Annotated in this window: 16 protein-coding genes and 1 other annotated feature; of the genes, 9 read left to right on the top strand and 7 right to left on the bottom strand. The window is 44.9% G+C overall.

Going from position 1 to position 16990, the window contains the following annotated elements:
- Positions 1-111: 111 nt before the first annotated feature.
- The 3 genes from pgsA to uvrY are packed head-to-tail and all read right to left on the bottom strand — an operon-like array spanning position 112 to position 3194.
- Entirely contained in the window at positions 112-669 is a 558-nt protein-coding gene (pgsA, locus tag R7P69_RS11705; protein ID WP_005394805.1) for a CDP-diacylglycerol--glycerol-3-phosphate 3-phosphatidyltransferase, read from the bottom strand.
- Positions 670-715: 46 nt separating this feature from the next.
- Positions 716-2548: an excinuclease ABC subunit UvrC gene (uvrC, locus tag R7P69_RS11710; protein ID WP_017820475.1), complete on the bottom strand. Its 1833-nt coding sequence runs from the start codon at positions 2546-2548 to the stop codon at positions 716-718.
- A 1-nt stretch (position 2549) separates the two neighbouring features.
- A complete protein-coding gene (gene uvrY, locus R7P69_RS11715) occupies positions 2550-3194 on the bottom strand; it encodes a UvrY/SirA/GacA family response regulator transcription factor (RefSeq protein WP_005386783.1) in 645 nt (214 codons plus the stop codon).
- A gap of 427 nt (positions 3195-3621) precedes the next feature.
- Here uvrY and R7P69_RS11720 point away from each other — a divergent pair, with 427 nt between their 5' ends.
- A complete protein-coding gene (locus tag R7P69_RS11720; protein WP_238952026.1) occupies positions 3622-5985 on the top strand; it encodes a DNA polymerase II in 2364 nt (787 codons plus the stop codon).
- Here the strand turns inward: R7P69_RS11720 and R7P69_RS11725 are convergent.
- Entirely contained in the window at positions 5982-6749 is a 768-nt protein-coding gene (locus tag R7P69_RS11725; RefSeq protein WP_206946748.1) for a nucleotidyltransferase domain-containing protein, read from the bottom strand. The genes R7P69_RS11720 and R7P69_RS11725 overlap by 4 nt on opposite strands.
- A gap of 194 nt (positions 6750-6943) precedes the next feature.
- Here R7P69_RS11725 and yeiP point away from each other — a divergent pair, with 194 nt between their 5' ends.
- Together yeiP and R7P69_RS11735 are read left to right on the top strand one after the other, a co-directional pair.
- A complete protein-coding gene (yeiP, locus tag R7P69_RS11730; RefSeq protein ID WP_005376801.1) occupies positions 6944-7510 on the top strand; it encodes an elongation factor P-like protein YeiP in 567 nt (188 codons plus the stop codon).
- A 2-nt stretch (positions 7511-7512) separates the two neighbouring features.
- Entirely contained in the window at positions 7513-7833 is a 321-nt protein-coding gene (locus R7P69_RS11735) for an HI1450 family dsDNA-mimic protein (RefSeq protein WP_005376800.1), read from the top strand.
- A 187-nt stretch (positions 7834-8020) separates the two neighbouring features.
- On the opposite strand, the gene rluB is transcribed toward R7P69_RS11735, so the two are convergent.
- Positions 8021-8959 (bottom strand): 23S rRNA pseudouridine(2605) synthase RluB, encoded by a 939-nt coding sequence (rluB, locus tag R7P69_RS11740; RefSeq protein WP_005376798.1) that lies wholly within the window; start codon positions 8957-8959, stop codon positions 8021-8023.
- A gap of 565 nt (positions 8960-9524) precedes the next feature.
- Between rluB and R7P69_RS11745 the strand changes: the two genes are divergently transcribed.
- Positions 9525-10235, top strand: coding sequence for a calcium-binding protein (locus tag R7P69_RS11745; protein WP_005376796.1), 711 nt, complete (start codon positions 9525-9527; stop codon positions 10233-10235).
- Between the two features lie 93 nt (positions 10236-10328).
- On the opposite strand, the gene R7P69_RS11750 is transcribed toward R7P69_RS11745, so the two are convergent.
- Positions 10329-10949 carry an L-threonylcarbamoyladenylate synthase gene (locus R7P69_RS11750; RefSeq protein WP_005376791.1) on the bottom strand — a complete coding sequence of 207 codons (621 nt, stop codon included), beginning with the start codon at positions 10947-10949 and terminating at the stop codon, positions 10329-10331.
- Positions 10950-11008: 59 nt separating this feature from the next.
- Positions 11009-11866, bottom strand: coding sequence for an RNase RNM (gene rnm, locus R7P69_RS11755; RefSeq protein ID WP_005386777.1), 858 nt, complete (start codon positions 11864-11866; stop codon positions 11009-11011).
- 95 nt (positions 11867-11961) lie between these two features.
- On the opposite strand from rnm, the gene R7P69_RS11760 reads away from it, so the two are divergent.
- The 5 genes from R7P69_RS11760 (at position 11962) to trpCF (ending at position 16955) form a co-directional block, all read left to right on the top strand.
- The gene (locus R7P69_RS11760; protein WP_005376787.1) at positions 11962-12087 is read left to right on the top strand and encodes a trp operon leader peptide; all 126 of its coding nucleotides are present in this window, start codon (positions 11962-11964) and stop codon (positions 12085-12087) included.
- Positions 12034-12137 (top strand) — a sequence feature (Trp leader region). Its footprint overlaps the gene before it by 54 nt.
- 126 nt (positions 12138-12263) lie before the next feature.
- Positions 12264-13829 (top strand): anthranilate synthase component 1, encoded by a 1566-nt coding sequence (locus R7P69_RS11765; protein WP_065274672.1) that lies wholly within the window; start codon positions 12264-12266, stop codon positions 13827-13829.
- A gap of 16 nt (positions 13830-13845) precedes the next feature.
- Positions 13846-14454 (top strand): aminodeoxychorismate/anthranilate synthase component II, encoded by a 609-nt coding sequence (locus tag R7P69_RS11770; RefSeq protein ID WP_005376785.1) that lies wholly within the window; start codon positions 13846-13848, stop codon positions 14452-14454.
- Positions 14455-14491: 37 nt separating this feature from the next.
- A complete protein-coding gene (gene trpD, locus R7P69_RS11775) occupies positions 14492-15502 on the top strand; it encodes an anthranilate phosphoribosyltransferase (protein WP_206953364.1) in 1011 nt (336 codons plus the stop codon).
- A gap of 13 nt (positions 15503-15515) precedes the next feature.
- Positions 15516-16955, top strand: coding sequence for a bifunctional indole-3-glycerol-phosphate synthase TrpC/phosphoribosylanthranilate isomerase TrpF (trpCF, locus tag R7P69_RS11780; RefSeq protein ID WP_171346203.1), 1440 nt, complete (start codon positions 15516-15518; stop codon positions 16953-16955).
- Positions 16956-16990: the final 35 nt, after the last annotated feature.

Genomic DNA, 16990 nt, shown 5'->3' on the forward strand with positions numbered 1-16990 from the left:
GAGTAGTTTTACAGGCAAAGCCGAAACGGATGATAACCACCTACTGAAGTAGGTGGTTTAGGGCTGAAAACAAAAAAGCAGGCTATTAAGCCTGCTTTCTAACATCAGAATTTAATGGTGCTCTTCATTCAACAGATCGTCTTTCGCAGCAGCCAAATATTGAATCATTGACCAATATGTCAAGAAAGTTGCCACATACAAGGCCGCAAAGCCTAGCCAAACCATCCATTCATCGTAACGCCATATCAACACCCATAAGGCGAACATTTGCGAAACAGTTTTTACTTTGCCAACCCAAGATACCGCAACACTCGCTCGCTTACCGATTTCAGCCATCCATTCTCGCAATGCTGAGATAATGATTTCTCGCGCAATCATCGTTACCGCAGGAATGGTCACCCAAATTGAATGATAATGTTCCGTGATTAGAATCAATGCCGTTGCCACTAGCACTTTATCAGCGACAGGATCAATAAACGCGCCAAAACGAGAAGTTTGGCCAAGTTTACGGGCCAACATGCCGTCAAGCCAGTCAGTAAAACCCGCTACCCAAAACACCATTGCTGCTGCAAACGGTGCCCATGAATAAGGTAGATAAAAGACAACCACAAAAACAGGGATTAGGAACAGTCTAAGAAGAGACAGAATGTTCGGGATATTCAAACGCATTTTATTATTCTCTTACACATTGCGGCTTAATGTTGCGCGATTTTCCTTATTGTTTCAATGCTTGGAAAATAATTTCTGCTAAAGAGTGACTTATTCCCGGTACTTTGGCGATTTCTTCGACACTTGCACGTTTAAGTTCTTGTAACCCACCCATGTACTTGAGTAACGCCTGACGTCGTTTAGGGCCGATTCCCTCAATCCCTTCGAGTGCACTCGTACGTCTGGTTTTACCTCGCTTAGCACGGTGCCCCGCTATAGCATGGTTATGGCTTTCATCACGAATATGTTGGATAAGATGCAGCGCAGGAGCATCGCTTGGTAAATGAAACTCGTCCCCATCGACTGTAATCAGCGTTTCTAAACCTGGTTTGCGAGTAACGCCTTTTGCAATACCAATCATGATAGGACGCTTTGGCCAATCCCCCCAGTACTGCGAAATGATGTCATGCGCACGATTTAACTGACCTTTACCGCCATCGATAAAGATGATGTCGGGAATTTTCTCTACGTCCAATTGCTTCGAATAACGGCGCTCCAACGCTTGTCCCATTGCTGCGTAGTCATCACCACCGGTAATCCCAGTAATGTTGTAGCGACGATACTCTTGCTTAACGGGGCCTTCATTGTTGAACACCACACATGACGCAATCGTGCTTTCCCCCATCGTATGGGAGATATCAAAACATTCCATTCGAGCTATAGACTCCAAATTCAATGTTTCGCGAAGCGCATGAAAACGCTGATTAATCGTCATTTTGTGATTGATTTTGGTGGTAATCGCCGTTAGTGCATTCGTGTTCGAAAGCTTGAGATACCTTGCTCGAGAGCCAGTTGGCGACGTATGAAAATGAACCTTACGGCCTGCCACTTCACTTAACGCTTTCTGTATTGGCGCAATATCTTCTGCCAACTCTTGATTCAAAATAATACGAGAAGGAATTGTACGTGCTTCGTTATGGCTCAAATAGTATTGAGTCAGAAAACTATCGAACACTTCCTGCTGGCTTGTATTTTGTGGGATTTTCGGAAAATGACTACGGCTACCAAGCACTTTGCCTTGACGTATCATCAGGATATGGATACACGCGATACCATTCTCCTGAGCAAACCCGAGTACATCCATATCATCCATGCTGTCTTCTGAGACGTACTGCTGCTCTTGAACACGCCTAATCGCTTGGATTTGATCGCGAAATTTAGCGGCATCTTCAAAGCGCAATTGCTGACTGGCAACTTCCATTTTCTCGATCAGTTGTTTGAGTACTTGCTGATCTTTGCCTTGCAAAAACATGCGCACAAAGCCAACCAACTCTGCATATTCTTCATCAGAAATGATGGTATTAACGCATGGTCCTGCACAGCGACCAATTTGGTACATCAAACATGGGCGCGTTCGGTTGGAATAGACAGTGTCTTCACACTGGCGCACAGGAAATATCTTTTGCAGCAAATGCAATGTTTCTCTTACTGCACCAGAATCTGGGTAGGGGCCAAAATATTCACCTTTGCGCTTCTTGGCGCCACGGTGGATAGAAAGCCGTGGGTGCTTATGACCGCTAATAAAGATATAAGGGTAAGACTTATCATCTCGCAGCAACACATTGTATTTCGGCAAATACTGCTTGATGTAGTTATGCTCTAAGATCAACGCTTCTGTCTCAGTGTGAGTCACCGTGACGTCTATTTTGGCGATATTACTGACAAGCGCGCGAGTTTTCTCACTGTCTACTTTTTTTCGAAAGTAGCTTGAAAGGCGCTTTTTAAGGTCTTTGGCTTTACCTACGTAGATTACAACAGCTTCGGCGTTGTACATTCTGTAAACGCCGGGCTGATGAGTTACTGTCTTGAGAAAGGAAGCCGAATCGAAAGGAGGATTCACGCTAAAGGGTCTCGGTGTCCAGCATTCCGTGGCGAATCGCTAAGTGAGTTAACTCAACGTCACCATTAATGTCCAATTTACTAAAGAGTCGGTAGCGATAGCTGTTGACTGTCTTTGGACTTAAATTAAGTTGCTCAGAAATATCCGTTACCTTTTGGCCTTTGGTGATCATAAGCATGATCTGCAATTCACGTTCGGATAAGTCTTTAAAAGGGTTCTCAGAGGCTGGAGAAAATTGACTCAATGCCATCTGCTGCGCAATCTCTGGTGAGATGTAACGCTGACCACTATTAACTACACGAATCGCATTCACCATTTCGTCAGGGCCAGCACCTTTGGTTAAATAACCAGACGCACCTGCCTGCATCACCTTGGTTGGAAACGGGTTTTCTGTATGAACGGTAAGTACGATGATTTTCACATCAGGATTCACGCGAAGAATTTTTTTAGTGGCTTCCAAGCCACCAATTCCTGGCATGTTCATGTCCATTAAAACGACGTCAGCATGATTACTGCGACACCATTTTACTGCATCTTCACCGCTGTCAGCTTCTCCTGCTACGTTCATTCCACGGACGTCTTCAATAATACGTCGTATCCCTGTGCGAACCAGCTCGTGATCATCTACAAGGAAAACATTTATCAAACTTGTATCTCCACACTTTGTATTGGTTCTGCACCCACATAACCATTATTTGTTAAATGTGGATATCAGTATGACTGCCTATATACTAACGTAATCGACAAAAAATTGCTTTCTATGAATATGTGCTGAAACGCAAACTTTAGCAAGAACTTATTCATAAACCACTCTATTATTTTAGAGCGTGATGAGCAGAACCGAAATCTAAGAAAAGACAATTAACAACATTAAGTACAATAAATCAAGTAACTAGGTTTCATATTGCCCAGAGAAACACGCTATAACTTAAAATGACACTGTCCCTCTTGCACCAAAGACTAACTTGTAATCACTAATTCCAGCAAAAATTTGAGACGCTTTCTTTACTGGTTATTTTTACAGTTCTTAGTGTTAAACTAACGTTCTTCAAGTTTTCTAAGGTTTCTCACATTTGAATATTCAACAAGGCTTCCTGCTAACTCGACAGGCACGAGACATCAAAGGTCAAACTCAAATCGAGCTGTGGCTTTCGACAGAAGCAGGTCCTACTCAGTTACTTATTAATGGTGAGAAGCCAGTATTTTTCATCGCTCAGAAACACTCAGAACAAGCAAAGACACTCGCACGAGAAAAAAACATATTCGTCGACATCCGCCTTTTGGATCTCAAAACGTTTGAACATACGCCTCTTGCTGCCTGCTATACCAATGTAACCAGAGACGCTCTCGCACTCAAAGACACATTCGCTCAAAAAGATATCACTACGTATGAAAGTGATATTCGCCTCGCCGATCGCTACCTAATGGAGCGTTTTATCAAAGGCAGTATCGAGTTTACAGGCAATGTGACTCGCACCAATGGCTACCAACGCGTCCAGAACGCAAAATGCCGTACGGGGCAATATGAGCCGAAGTTAAACGTTGTCTCGTTAGATCTAGAATGCTCTGAGAAAGGCATTCTTTACTCCATCGGATTAGACAGCGTCATGGATTCCCGCGTTATCATGATCGGAGAACCAGAACCTTCGGATACACCGATACAATGGGTCCAGGATGAAAAGGCGCTTCTAGAAGCACTCATCGATTGGTTTAAACAATTCGACCCCGATGTCATTGTCGGTTGGAACGTCATTGATTTTGACTTTCGCCTGCTACACAAACGAGCAGAATGGCACAACATGAAGCTAATGCTTGGCAGAGCAGACCAAGTCAGCTTTTTCAGAAGTTCATCTCAAAGCCAACAAGGGTTTATTTCCATTCCCGGGCGAGTTGTAATGGACGGTATCGATACGTTAAAAACGGCGACTTATCACTTTCGGTCTTGGTCATTAGAGTCTGTATCTCAAGAACTCTTGGGGGAAGGGAAAGAAATCCACAACGTTCATGACCGTATGGATGAAATCAATCGTATGTACCGCTCCGACAAACCATCGCTGGCTAAATATAACTTACAAGACTGCGTGTTGGTGAACAAGATTTTCAATCACACTCACCTGCTTGACTTTGCAATAGAGCGCTCTCGTCTCACTGGTGTCGAACTGGATCGTGTCGGCGGTTCGGTTGCAGCATTCACAAACCTATACATGCCTCAGATACACCGAGCAGGCTACGTTGCCCCAAACCTACACCCTGAAAATTGGATTGCGAGCCCCGGCGGTTACGTGATGGACTCCATCCCTAACCTATATGATTCTGTTTTAGTATTGGATTTTAAGAGTCTATATCCATCGATTATTCGCTCTTTCTTGATTGATCCTATGGGTTTAGTTGAGGGGTTATTGCTCGATATTGGAAAAGAAGAAAATCAGGCTGTACCTGGCTTTCGCGGTGGGCAGTTCCATCGTACGAAACACTTTTTACCAGAAATGATTGAAAAGCTTTGGGCAGCACGTGATGTTGCAAAGAAGAACAATGAAAAAGCTTTTTCTCAGGCAATCAAAATCATCATGAACTCCTTTTATGGCGTACTGGGCTCATCGGGATGTCGTTTCTTTGATACTCGGTTAGCTTCTAGTATTACCATGCGCGGACATGAAATCATGAAGCAAACTAAGGTGCTGATTGAGGAGCAAGGATATCAAGTGATTTACGGCGATACGGATTCCACATTCGTGTCTTTGAATCGACCATACAGTCAAGTAGAAGCTGACACTGTTGGAAATCAATTAGTTGATTACATCAACTCTTGGTGGCAAGAACACCTGCGTTCTGAGTACAACCTAACATCTATGTTGGAAATCGAGTATGAAACCCATTATCGCAGATTCCTTATGCCAACGATTCGTGGCGCAGAAACTGGATCGAAAAAGCGCTATGCGGGTTTAATCGGTGAAGGAAAGCAAGAACGGATTGTATTTAAAGGGTTAGAAAGTGCCCGTACTGACTGGACCTCGTTAGCACAGAAATTTCAAAATACACTCTATAGCATGATTTTCCATGGTGAAGATCCAAGCGACTATGTCCGAGAGATGGTTGAGAAAACTAACAACGGTGAATTTGATGAACAGTTAGTGTATCAAAAGCGACTGCGCAGAAAACTGCATGAGTATCAGAAGAACGTCCCGCCACAAGTGCGTGCAGCTCGTTTAGCCGATGAGATAAATGCCAAGCTTGGCCGCCCATTACAGTATCAAAACAAAGGACGAATTGAATACATTATTACCGTGAACGGTCCTGAACCTTATGAGTACCTCAATAGTCCGATTGATTATCAACATTACATTGATAAACAACTCAAACCCGTTGCAGATGCGATTCTCCCTTTCATAGGGACGGATTTTGACAGGCTTTCAGCGCCACAAATGGGGCTGTTTTAGCCGATACGAAACTCTGTTTTCTGGTACTGTTTGACTAACCAATCACCAAACGCATCAATTAGCCCGATAACAGAACGCTTGGGAATACCCCGGCCAGAAAGTAAAATTTCTAGCCGCTCGATCTCAAGCTGCTTTTCAGGATGATAAGTTAAGAATACCTTGCCACACTCTACGGGGTCATCAAACCAACGTTTATCTCGATACATCACCAAAGAGTATGACGCTCTTAGTAACTTTTTAGCAATCACGCGCTGGGCGACTACCTGCTCTTCTATCGTCTTCGCTTGTACGATTTTTTTGCGATACACCGCAATCCAATCTTCCACATCCATATTCCAGTGCTTAGCAATTTCCCAACTTGGGACGTAATCACCAAAACAGTCTGCTAGATCATCACCATAAACACAGACACAGCAATGCTTAAGCATAAAGCCCCAAGTGAAAATACTGTCTAAATGAGCTACTTCACTCACTAAGGCTGTACGGACCGATACACCATTAACGTGAGGGTAACTCTGCTGCGCACGCCACTTAATTGTGTTGAGCAAAGTCGCGCGATTGTGCTCAAAGGATGATTGAGTAACGACAACCAGGTCTAAGTTCGACTTCCCAACGATCGCTGTTTTACGAGCAACACTACCGTATACATAAACGCTGTGTAAGTTTTGCCCCAATCCACCTTTGAGACAAGCGATGACTTCCCTAATTAAAGGCGCAAACTCTGGTTGAAATGGTTGTTTAGGATCGATAACAGGCAGAGACATGACTTAAAACGTGTTCTCAGATGGTTCAAGAAGTTGGACTATATGTTCTCTTAGCCGACTCACTGAATCAAGTCCATTCAGGTGTTTAGTCATGGGAGTAACAACAAATTTCTGCAATGAATTTTAATGCTAGGCGGCTAACTTAGCGCTATAATCACCGAGTTTTGCTTAATAAGTATGAATAGGAATATACAATGCCAAAGGCAAGTGAAATCAAAAAAGGCTTCGCAATCGAGTCTAATGGTAAAACTCTTCTAGTTAAAGACATCGAAGTAACGACTCCAGGCGGTCGTGGCGGCGCTAAAATCTACAAAATGCGTTGTACAGATCTAAACACGGGCGCACGTGTAGATGAGCGTTACAAGTCTGATGACGTTGTTGAAACGGTAGAAATGAACAAACGTGCAGTTGTGTACTCATACGCTGACGGCGATGAGCACATCTTCATGGATAACGAAGACTACTCACAATACACATTCAAGCACAATGAAGTTGAAGACGACATGCTGTTCATCAACGAAGATACACAAGGTATCCACATTATCCTTGTTAACGGTGCTGCAGTGGGTATTGAACTACCATCTTCTGTTGAGCTAGTGATTGAAGAAACTGACCCTTCAATCAAAGGTGCTTCTGCATCTGCTCGTACTAAACCAGCACGCTTCGCTTCAGGTCTTGTCATCCAGGTTCCTGAGTACATTGCAACTGGTGACCGTGTTATCATTAACACAGCTGAACGTAAATACATGAGCCGAGCATAAGCATGTCTGATTTGATTTCTTACGACGACGTCATCGACGCAGCGTACGACATTTTCCTTGAGATGGCTCCAGATAACCTAGAGCCTGCTGACGTGATTCTGTTTACTGCGCAATTTGAAGATCGTGGTGCCGCAGAACTTGTTGAAACCGGTGATGACTGGGTTGAACATGTTGGCTTCGAGATCGACAAAGAAGTATATGCAGAGGTTCGTATCGGCCTAGTAAATGAGGAAAATGACGTTCTTGATGACGTATTTGCTCGTATGCTAATCAGCCGAGACCCTGAACATAAGTTCTGCCATATGCTTTGGAAACGCGATTAACGTTTCTTCATCATGAACAAAGATACCAGCCTAGTGCTGGTATTTTTTTATCTGCTGTTTTTGTTTAGCTGAGATATTTGTTTATCCAAAACACCCTGCTCTATATCGGCTTTAGATCCTTTTGTTATGTAACAGATAAGAAAAAGGCTTGCCGAATTGGCAAGCCTTTCTGATGTTTTGCTATCGATTAACGATGCTTGTTGCGTGCGCCTTGGTCACCAGCAGTCTTCTTCGGCTTACGACGAGAAGGGTTGTTGCTGCGACCTTTTGGTGTGTTAACACGCTCTTCATGGCGCTTAACTGCGCGACGAATTTTTTGGCTGCGTGCACGCTCACGTTTGCGTGACGTGTTGTCTTTGTTCAGATCAAGCATGGTTTCTTTCTCTGGACGAAGCTCTACAAGCTCACGCAAGTAGTTTACTTCTTTCAGGTCAAGCTCCATCCAACCGCCACGAGGCAGTTTCTTGTCTAAGAAGATGTCGCCGTAACGAACACGTTTCAGACGGCTAACGGTACACTCTTGCGATTCCCATAGTCGACGAACTTCGCGGTTACGACCTTCGTTGATAACAACGTAAAACGTGTGGTTCATGCCTTCACCACCCGCGTAAACAACATCTTCAAAGCGAGCTAAACCGTCTTCCAGTTCAACACCTTTTACTAGATTACGAACTTTCTGTTCAGTTACTTCACCGAACACACGTACTAGGTATTCACGTTCAACTTGGCGGCTTGGGTGCATTAAGCGGTTCGCCAGTTCACCATCCGTTGTGAAAAGTAGAAGACCAGAAGTGTTCGCATCCAGACGACCAACTGAAATCCAACGAGAGCCACGAATTTTTGGCAGACGATCAAAAACAGTACGACGACCTTCTGGATCGTGACGAGTACACAGTTCACCCTCAGGTTTGTAGTACGCAAGTACACGACAAATCACTTCTTCTTGAATCTTTGCAGAGACAATGTGACCATCGATACGAACTACGCTGCTCTCGTCTTCAAGTCTTTCACCAAGCTTAGCGACTACACCGTTCACGCTAACGCGACCAGATTTAATTAACGATTCAATCTCACGACGAGAACCGTGACCAGCACGTGCTAATACTTTTTGTAACTTTTCGCTCATTTATCTACCTATGTGTCGTCTTCACAGACGTCTAGACCAGGATTGGTCTGTATTTTGCTATTTACCCATTTCAGTGGGATTTTTCGGTCGGACATTATACGTAACTTTCTTAGTTAATGTAAGCTAAATCGGCGCCATTCTCCACACCAAAATTCACTTCAAAAATGACCGAAATATTTGTCCTATTCTGCAACTTTTTTACTACTTAAAGCAGGCATTGCTCAACGAGAATCCCACTAATATCGGTCTTCCTGAACCACTTTAACCACGCGGTACCTGATAAAATTGTCAGGGTTACAACAATAACCACTTGGGGTGTGTTTACTGTTCGTATTGCTAGAAAGCAACGAAGAATAAGCCGTCCCTGTTTGCTGCTAAGTAATACCAATCACCGCAGACAATGAGCGCTCATAGCAAAGCAAGGTCGTGGGTAACAAGACAAAAATTGTCTTTAAGTCATTAGTTCACATCAAAAATAACACTAATGCTATCGTGTACTCTGACTCACTAGGTTCGCTCTGCACTCTCGGCGATTGGCATAAATCAGACAAAAAGGAATAGAACAATGTCTATGCTAAATCTCGACCTAAATTGGATTTTTGGGACATCTCAAGATGACGATATGACAGGCACAAAAGGCTCTGAAACAACCGATATTTTCTTCGGCTTCTGTGGTGATGATAAGTTTGTAGGATACGGAGGTAATGATATTGTCTTCGGTGGCTGGGGAGATGATACCTTGCTTGGTGGCCGAGGTAACGACTTTGTTTCTGGCGGCTTTGGAAACGATTTCCTATCCGGCGGATTAGGAAACGACAAACTCTTTGGTGGCTGCGGCGACGACACAATTTTTGATTATTCAGGCAACAACTACTTGAGTGGTGGCTGGGGTAACGACACGCTCGTTGTTGGTGATGGTGAATCAGTACTGAGCGGTGGCTGTGGAGACGACACCTTCGTGCTTACAAACCGCCTGGCTATTGGTGTACCTGATCAGCCAGTGTCTTCCAACGATATTGATGTTAAAGCCGACATTGTCGATTTTAATATTTTCCATGACAAACTTGTCTTTGATATGGGCCGAGACACTGATAACGATGGCATTCGAGATACGTTCTTGGATTCAGCGGATGATCTGACTTTATCTTACAATGAATGTGGCTGGGCAGTATTCTCAAGTGATGAATACAATGTTGAAGTGACACTAAACGGTGTGAGCTCTGCATACATCAACTATGCAGAACAAAATGGTATCGACATTTTCGATTTCGCTTAACCTCAATCAGTTAAGTTCAATGAGATATTCGATATGATAACAAAAATAGGAGGCGCGATACCTCCTATTTTGTTTGACGGTGGTGTGCGTCTACTATTCGAATGGTGCAGGGTCACCAGATCCCAAACGAACCACAACAGGTTCACCTTCGCTAAAGTCAATTACAGTCGTAGGTTGTTCACCTAGGTAACCGCCATTAAGAATCACATCAACCGCATGTTCTAGTTTATCGCGAATATCCTCTGGATCAGATTCTGTTACGTCACTGCCAGGTAGAATCAACGACGTAGACATCATCGGCTCACCTAATGCTTCCAACAAGTCCAAGGCAATTTGATTGTCTGGAACACGGATACCGATGGTCTTACGTTTTGCATTCATCAAACGACGCGGCACCTCTTTTGTGCCTTTGAAGATGAAGGTGTAAGGACCTGGTGTGTTATTTTTCAGCAGTCGGAATGCAGAGTTATCCACTCGCGCATAGAGAGAAAGCTCCGACAAATCACGACACAGTAAAGTAAAGTTATGCTTATCATCCAGACGACGAATCTGACAGATTCGTTCCAATGCCTGTTTGTTCTCCAACTGACAGCCAAGTGCGTACCCTGAATCAGTAGGGTAAACCACAACGCCGCCGTTACGAATGATTGCTACTGCTTGATTAATCAAGCGAGCCTGTGGGTTTTCTGGGTGAACGTAAAAAAACTGGCTCATTGTAATTCCTCATTATCGAGCCTCTCGGCTCTATATTTTTATGGGTTCTCGACTTCGTATTACTGAGTATTATTCAACGAAGGATCTATTCCCCAATCTTTCCAAACTGGTTCGACGCCAGCAGGCAACCATAGGTTCCTTCCTAGCTCCATCCACGGTGATGGGTAGTGAAAATCACTGCCTTGAGAGGCTAATAGTTTGTATTGTATAGCATAATCAGCCAAGTTGCGCCTTTCTTGTTGCGCTTGCTGTGGCTGTGCAACTTCCATCGCATCACCACCCGCTTCGACAAACGCTGCTAGAAGACGCTTAATCCACTTCGCTGTCAACTTATATCTACCAGGATGCGCTAATACCGCCATTCCACCAGCCGCATGGATAGCATCAACCGCATCCTTCATCGAACACCAATTCGGTGGTACATAACCTGGGTTATTACGCGTTAGGTATTTTTTAAACACCATTTGCATGGTTTTTGCGTAACCATTATCTACCAACCATTTCGCGAAATGCGCTCTTGTCACTGGAGCATCACCGGCGATTTGCCTTACCTCTTCAAGCACACCTACTCGAGTTGCTTTTTGTAGTCGCTCTGCAATTAACTCAGATCGTGTTATGCGATGCTGCTTCTGCTGTTCTATGAGGGCAGATAATTGTTCATTTTCCGGATCGATATTCAGGCCGACAATATGAATGTCTTTGTTTTGCCAGACGGTCGATATCTCAATGCCATTGATGATTTTTATCGGCAAATTATTATCTTGAACGTATTGCTTAGCTAACGCCAAACCGTCAACCGTATCGTGATCAGTGATCGCCAAAACCTCGATATCAAAACTCAGCGCCCTTTCCACTAAATCTTTAGGCTCTAACCGACCGTCCGATGCAGTGGTGTGACTATGTAAATCAATTCTCATATTTTTATCGTTTTAATGCCGTTTTGGGGTTGACTTTTTACTCTCGCACTAGTTAACTAGTACACAAATACAAAGTACGTAATTTAAGGTTCACCATGTTACAAGAATTTAACCAAAACCAAAAAGCGAAAGTTGCGGTTTGTCTTAATAAGGCAAACTCATCAGATCTTGCTTGGTGGCGCACTTGGACTAGTTCTTGGTGGGCAAACGTATACTTCTAGTTTATAGAACCAAACGTTGTAAAGCCCGCTACTTAAGCGGGCTTTTTTGTTTTGTTGCTCATTTCACATTCAACTGCCTAAACATTAATCGAATATAGCCAACTCTAGATTGGGAGAACGTTTGCTTTATGCGACTATGTACGGCAGGAAGATTTAAACAGCTACAAGGAGGTCTTGTGAACAAGGCCATTGAAATTAAGAAACTTGGACAGCTTGAAGCGCTAACGGCTTCCGTCCCTTATACTCAAGACCCGACTCGCTTGTTCCACACACTATGTGAGAACAAAACTGACAGCCTATTGCTGGAATCTGCTGAGATCGATTCAAAGCAAAATTTAAAATCCCTGCTGATCGTAGATTCAGCGGTTCGCATTGTTTGCTTCGGCCATACCGTTAGCATGCACGCCTTGACCAATAACGGTAAAAACCTACTGTCTCACCTAAACCAGAACATCCGTGGTGACGTTGAGAGCAAGTTCGATGGCGAAACGCTAACTTTGCAGTTTAACCAGCCATGCGACACGTTAGATGAAGACTCTCGCCTACGTGAAGCCTCTTCTTTCGATGCGCTGCGTTTGGTTCAGCATAGTTTTGATATTTCACAGCAAGACAAACACGCAATTTTCCTTGGTGGTCTGTTTGCCTACGACTTAGTCGCAAACTTTGAGCCGCTTGGTAATGCCGAAGCAACAAATCAGTGTCCAGATTACGTTTTCTACGTCGCGGAAACACTACTTGTTGTCGACCATCAAACGGAATCTTGCCAGCTTCAAGCGACGTTGTTTGTTGATGGTTCAGAGAAAACAACGTTGGAGACTCGTATTGCAGAAATTAGCGCCCAGTGTGCAGCGCCAAAACTGTTGCCGAGTGCAGAGCAAATAACAGATGTAACGGTAGAACCTAGCGTGTCTGATGCAGACTTCTGCCAAACCGTTCGAGACTTAAAAGAGTTCGTAGTGAAAGGCGATGTATTCCAAGTTGTACCGTCTCGTAGATTCACTCTACCTTGTCCTTCTCCACTGGCGGCTTATAAAGAACTGAAACAAAGTAACCCAAGCCCTTACATGTTCTACATGCAAGATGAGCTGTTCACTCTGTTTGGCGCATCACCAGAAAGCGCGCTTAAGTATGAAACCGATACCAACCAAATTGAAATCTACCCAATCGCAGGCACACGTCGCCGTGGTAAACGCCCGAATGGAGAGATTGATTTCGACCTAGATAGCCGCATCGAACTTGAACTGCGCACAGACATGAAAGAAAACGCAGAACACATGATGTTGGTTGACTTGGCACGTAACGACGTCGCTCGTATTGCTCAAGCTGGTACTCGCCACGTAGCAGACCTTCTAAAAGTCGACCGCTACAGCCACGTAATGCACTTGGTGTCTCGTGTGGTTGGTCAACTGCGTGAAGACCTAGACGCCCTGCACGCATACCAAGCATGTATGAACATGGGTACGCTCACCGGCGCACCTAAGATTCGTGCCATGCAGTTGATTCGCGATGTAGAAGGCGCACGACGCGGTAGCTACGGCGGCGCTGTTGGCTACCTCACTGGTGAAGGCACACTCGACACCTGTATCGTGATCCGCTCAGCGTACGTTGAGAACGGCATTGCTCAAGTTCAAGCTGGTGCTGGCGTGGTGTTCGACTCTGATCCACAAGCGGAAGCAGACGAAACGCGCGGCAAAGCACAAGCGGTAATCTCTGCTATCCAAGCAGCGCATAAGTCACAATAAGGAATAGGGTTCAGAGATGGCTAATATCATTTTTATCGATAACTTTGACTCGTTCACCTACAACCTTGTGGATCAGTTCCGCTCGCTAGGTTACTCAGTCAAGATTTACCGAAACAACATCCCAGCAGAAACCATCGAACAAGCGGTAAACGAGCTTGAAAACCCAGTGGTTCTGCTATCACCAGGTCCTGGCGCACCGTCAGAGGCAGGCTCAATGCCAGAGCTTATCCAACGTATGAAAGGCAAAGTGCCAATGATTGGTATTTGTCTTGGTCACCAAGCGATTGTTGAAGCATACGGCGGCACCGTTGCTGGCGCGGGCGAAATCATTCACGGTAAGGTCTCTATGATGGAGCACCAAAACCATGCGATTTACCAAAACCTACCATCACCACTTGCAATTGCACGTTACCACTCGCTGGTTGCGACCAAGGTTCCTGAGAGCCTAACCATCACAGCAGAAGTGGATAACTTGGTAATGTCTGTTGTACATGAAGAAGATAAAGTTTGCGGGTTCCAGTTCCACCCGGAATCTATTATGACGACCTACGGAGCAACACTGTTGGCCAATGCCATCGAATGGGCACTTGAAGAACAAACTTCAGCGAACCCACTCACTGCTTAAAAAGCACTTGGCACATAAGAAATTTAGGAGAGGAAATATGGAAGCAATCATCAACCCTATTATTACCAAACTGTACGAGCAAGAATCGCTTACTCAGGAAGAGAGCCAACAGCTATTCGACATCATTATCCGTGGGGAACTAGACCCAATTTTGATGGCGTCAGCACTAACTGCACTAAAAATCAAAGGCGAAACGCCGGATGAAATAGCAGGTGCGGCAAAAGCGCTGCTGGCAAATGCAAACCCATTCCCTCGCCCAGATTACGATTTCGCAGATATCGTAGGTACTGGCGGCGACGGTCACAACACCATCAACATTTCAACCACTGCGGCGTTTGTTGCTGCAGCATGTGGTCTAAAAGTAGCGAAACACGGTAACCGCAGCGTTTCAAGCAAATCTGGTTCTTCTGACCTTCTTGATTCATTTGGTATCAACCTAGCTATGAGCGCAGAAGATACGCGCAAAGCGGTAGACGATATTGGTGTTGCTTTCCTATTTGCACCTCAGTACCACGGTGGTGTACGCCATGCGATGCCAGTGCGTCAAACCATGAAAACACGCACCATCTTTAACATTCTTGGCCCACTGATTAACCCTGCTCGTCCTAACATCGAATTGATGGGCGTTTACAGTAAAGAACTGGTTCGTCCTATCGCAGAAACCATGCTACAAATGGGTATGAAGCGCGCTGCTGTAGTACACGGCAGTGGCTTGGACGAAGTAGCAATTCACGGTGAAACAACCGTTGCCGAAATCAAAGACGGTGAGATCACAGAATACAAATTAACGCCTGCAGACTTCGGTCTAGACGCGCACCCACTAGAAGCAATCAAAGGTGGCGATCCTGAAGAAAACAAAGCGATCATTACCAACATTCTGACGGGTAAAGGTACAGACGCACAATTGGGCGCAGTGGCAGTGAACGTTGCTCTGCTAATGCGTCTATTCGGCCACGAAGATTTAAAAGCCAACACGCAACAAGCGATTGAGGCAATGAACTCAGGCAAGGCGTACCATTTGGTACAACAACTTGCCGCACACGCTTAAGGAATTGAAGAAGATGACTGACTTCAACACTCAGCAAGCTGACAACCTGTCTGAACACGTTTCTAAGAAAGAAGCAGAAATGGCAGAAGTACTGGCGAAAATTGTCCGCGACAAATATCAGTGGGTAGCAGACCGTAAGGTGTCTCAGCCGCTAAGCACATTTCAGTCTGATTTACTGCCATCGGACCGCAGCTTCTACGATGCTCTGAGTGGCGAAAAGACGGCCTTCATCACCGAATGTAAGAAGGCATCTCCTTCTAAAGGTTTGATTCGTGATCACTTCGACTTGGATTACATTGCATCGGTTTACAACAACCATGCTGATGCGATTTCAGTCCTAACAGACGAGAAGTACTTCCAAGGTAACTTTGACTTTCTTCCTCAAGTGCGTGGCCAAGTCAAACAACCGGTTCTGTGCAAAGACTTCATGGTAGATACCTACCAAGTTTACCTAGCGCGTCATTACAGTGCTGATGCCGTGCTACTGATGCTTTCTGTCCTGAATGACGAAGAGTACAAAGCGCTAGAGGAAGCAGCGCACAGCCTGAACATGGGTATCTTGACCGAAGTCAGCAACGAAGAAGAGCTTCATCGTGCCGTTAAGCTTGGCGCACGCGTTATCGGCATTAATAACCGTAACCTTCGCGACCTAAGTACTGATTTGAATCGTACTAAAGAACTGGCACCGACCATTCGCGAACTGGCTCCTAACGCAACAGTAATCTCAGAATCTGGCATTTATACGCATCAACAAGTTCGTGATTTAGCGGAATACGCAGACGGCTTCTTGATTGGTAGTTCACTGATGGCGGAAGACAACCTAGAACTTGCTGTACGTAAAGTGACGTTAGGCGAAAATAAAGTGTGTGGCTTAACGCATCCAGATGACGCAGCAAAAGCATATCAAGCAGGCGCAGTATTTGGTGGCCTGATTTTTGTCGAGAAGTCGAAGCGTGCGGTCGACCTTGAAGGTGCGCGCTTAACCATGAGCGGTGCTCCACTGAACTATGTAGGCGTGTTCCAAAATCACGATATCGATTTTGTTGCTTCTGTCGTGACCTCTTTGGGTTTAAAAGCGGTGCAACTGCACGGTCAAGAAGACCAAGCTTACGTAAACCAACTCAAAGCCGAACTGCCAGCAGCGGTAGAAATTTGGAAAGCTTACGGCGTGACTGATGCCAAGCCAGAACTGCTAGCAGACAACATTGATCGCCATTTATTAGATGCGCAAGTTGGCACTCAAACTGGCGGAACTGGTCAAGTGTTCGACTGGTCACTGATCGGCGACCCAAGTCAAATTATGCTAGCGGGCGGACTGTCGCCAGAAAATGCTCAACAAGCAGCGACACTAGGTTGCTTGGGATTAGATTTAAACTCTGGTGTAGAAAGCGCACCAGGCAAAAAAGATTCACAGAAGTTGCTCGCGGCCTTCACCGCCATTCGCAGCTACTAAAGCTGGATATCAGCTAAAAAATTTAAAGCTATTCG

Source organism: Vibrio sp. 661, from assembly GCF_033339315.1.
Classification (GTDB): domain Bacteria; phylum Pseudomonadota; class Gammaproteobacteria; order Enterobacterales; family Vibrionaceae; genus Vibrio; species Vibrio alginolyticus.

Coding starts and splice junctions, on each gene's coding strand:
- pgsA (WP_005394805.1), bottom strand. CDS start 669: ATGCGTTTGAATATCCCGAACATTCTGTCTCTTCTTAGACTGTTCCTA.
- R7P69_RS11725 (WP_206946748.1), bottom strand. CDS start 6,749: ATGTCTCTGCCTGTTATCGATCCTAAACAACCATTTCAACCAGAGTTT.
- yeiP (WP_005376801.1), top strand. CDS start 6,944: ATGCCAAAGGCAAGTGAAATCAAAAAAGGCTTCGCAATCGAGTCTAAT.
- R7P69_RS11735 (WP_005376800.1), top strand. CDS start 7,513: ATGTCTGATTTGATTTCTTACGACGACGTCATCGACGCAGCGTACGAC.
- rluB (WP_005376798.1), bottom strand. CDS start 8,959: ATGAGCGAAAAGTTACAAAAAGTATTAGCACGTGCTGGTCACGGTTCT.
- R7P69_RS11745 (WP_005376796.1), top strand. CDS start 9,525: ATGTCTATGCTAAATCTCGACCTAAATTGGATTTTTGGGACATCTCAA.
- R7P69_RS11750 (WP_005376791.1), bottom strand. CDS start 10,949: ATGAGCCAGTTTTTTTACGTTCACCCAGAAAACCCACAGGCTCGCTTG.
- rnm (WP_005386777.1), bottom strand. CDS start 11,866: ATGAGAATTGATTTACATAGTCACACCACTGCATCGGACGGTCGGTTA.
- R7P69_RS11760 (WP_005376787.1), top strand. CDS start 11,962: ATGTTACAAGAATTTAACCAAAACCAAAAAGCGAAAGTTGCGGTTTGT.
- R7P69_RS11770 (WP_005376785.1), top strand. CDS start 13,846: ATGGCTAATATCATTTTTATCGATAACTTTGACTCGTTCACCTACAAC.
- trpD (WP_206953364.1), top strand. CDS start 14,492: ATGGAAGCAATCATCAACCCTATTATTACCAAACTGTACGAGCAAGAA.
- trpCF (WP_171346203.1), top strand. CDS start 15,516: ATGACTGACTTCAACACTCAGCAAGCTGACAACCTGTCTGAACACGTT.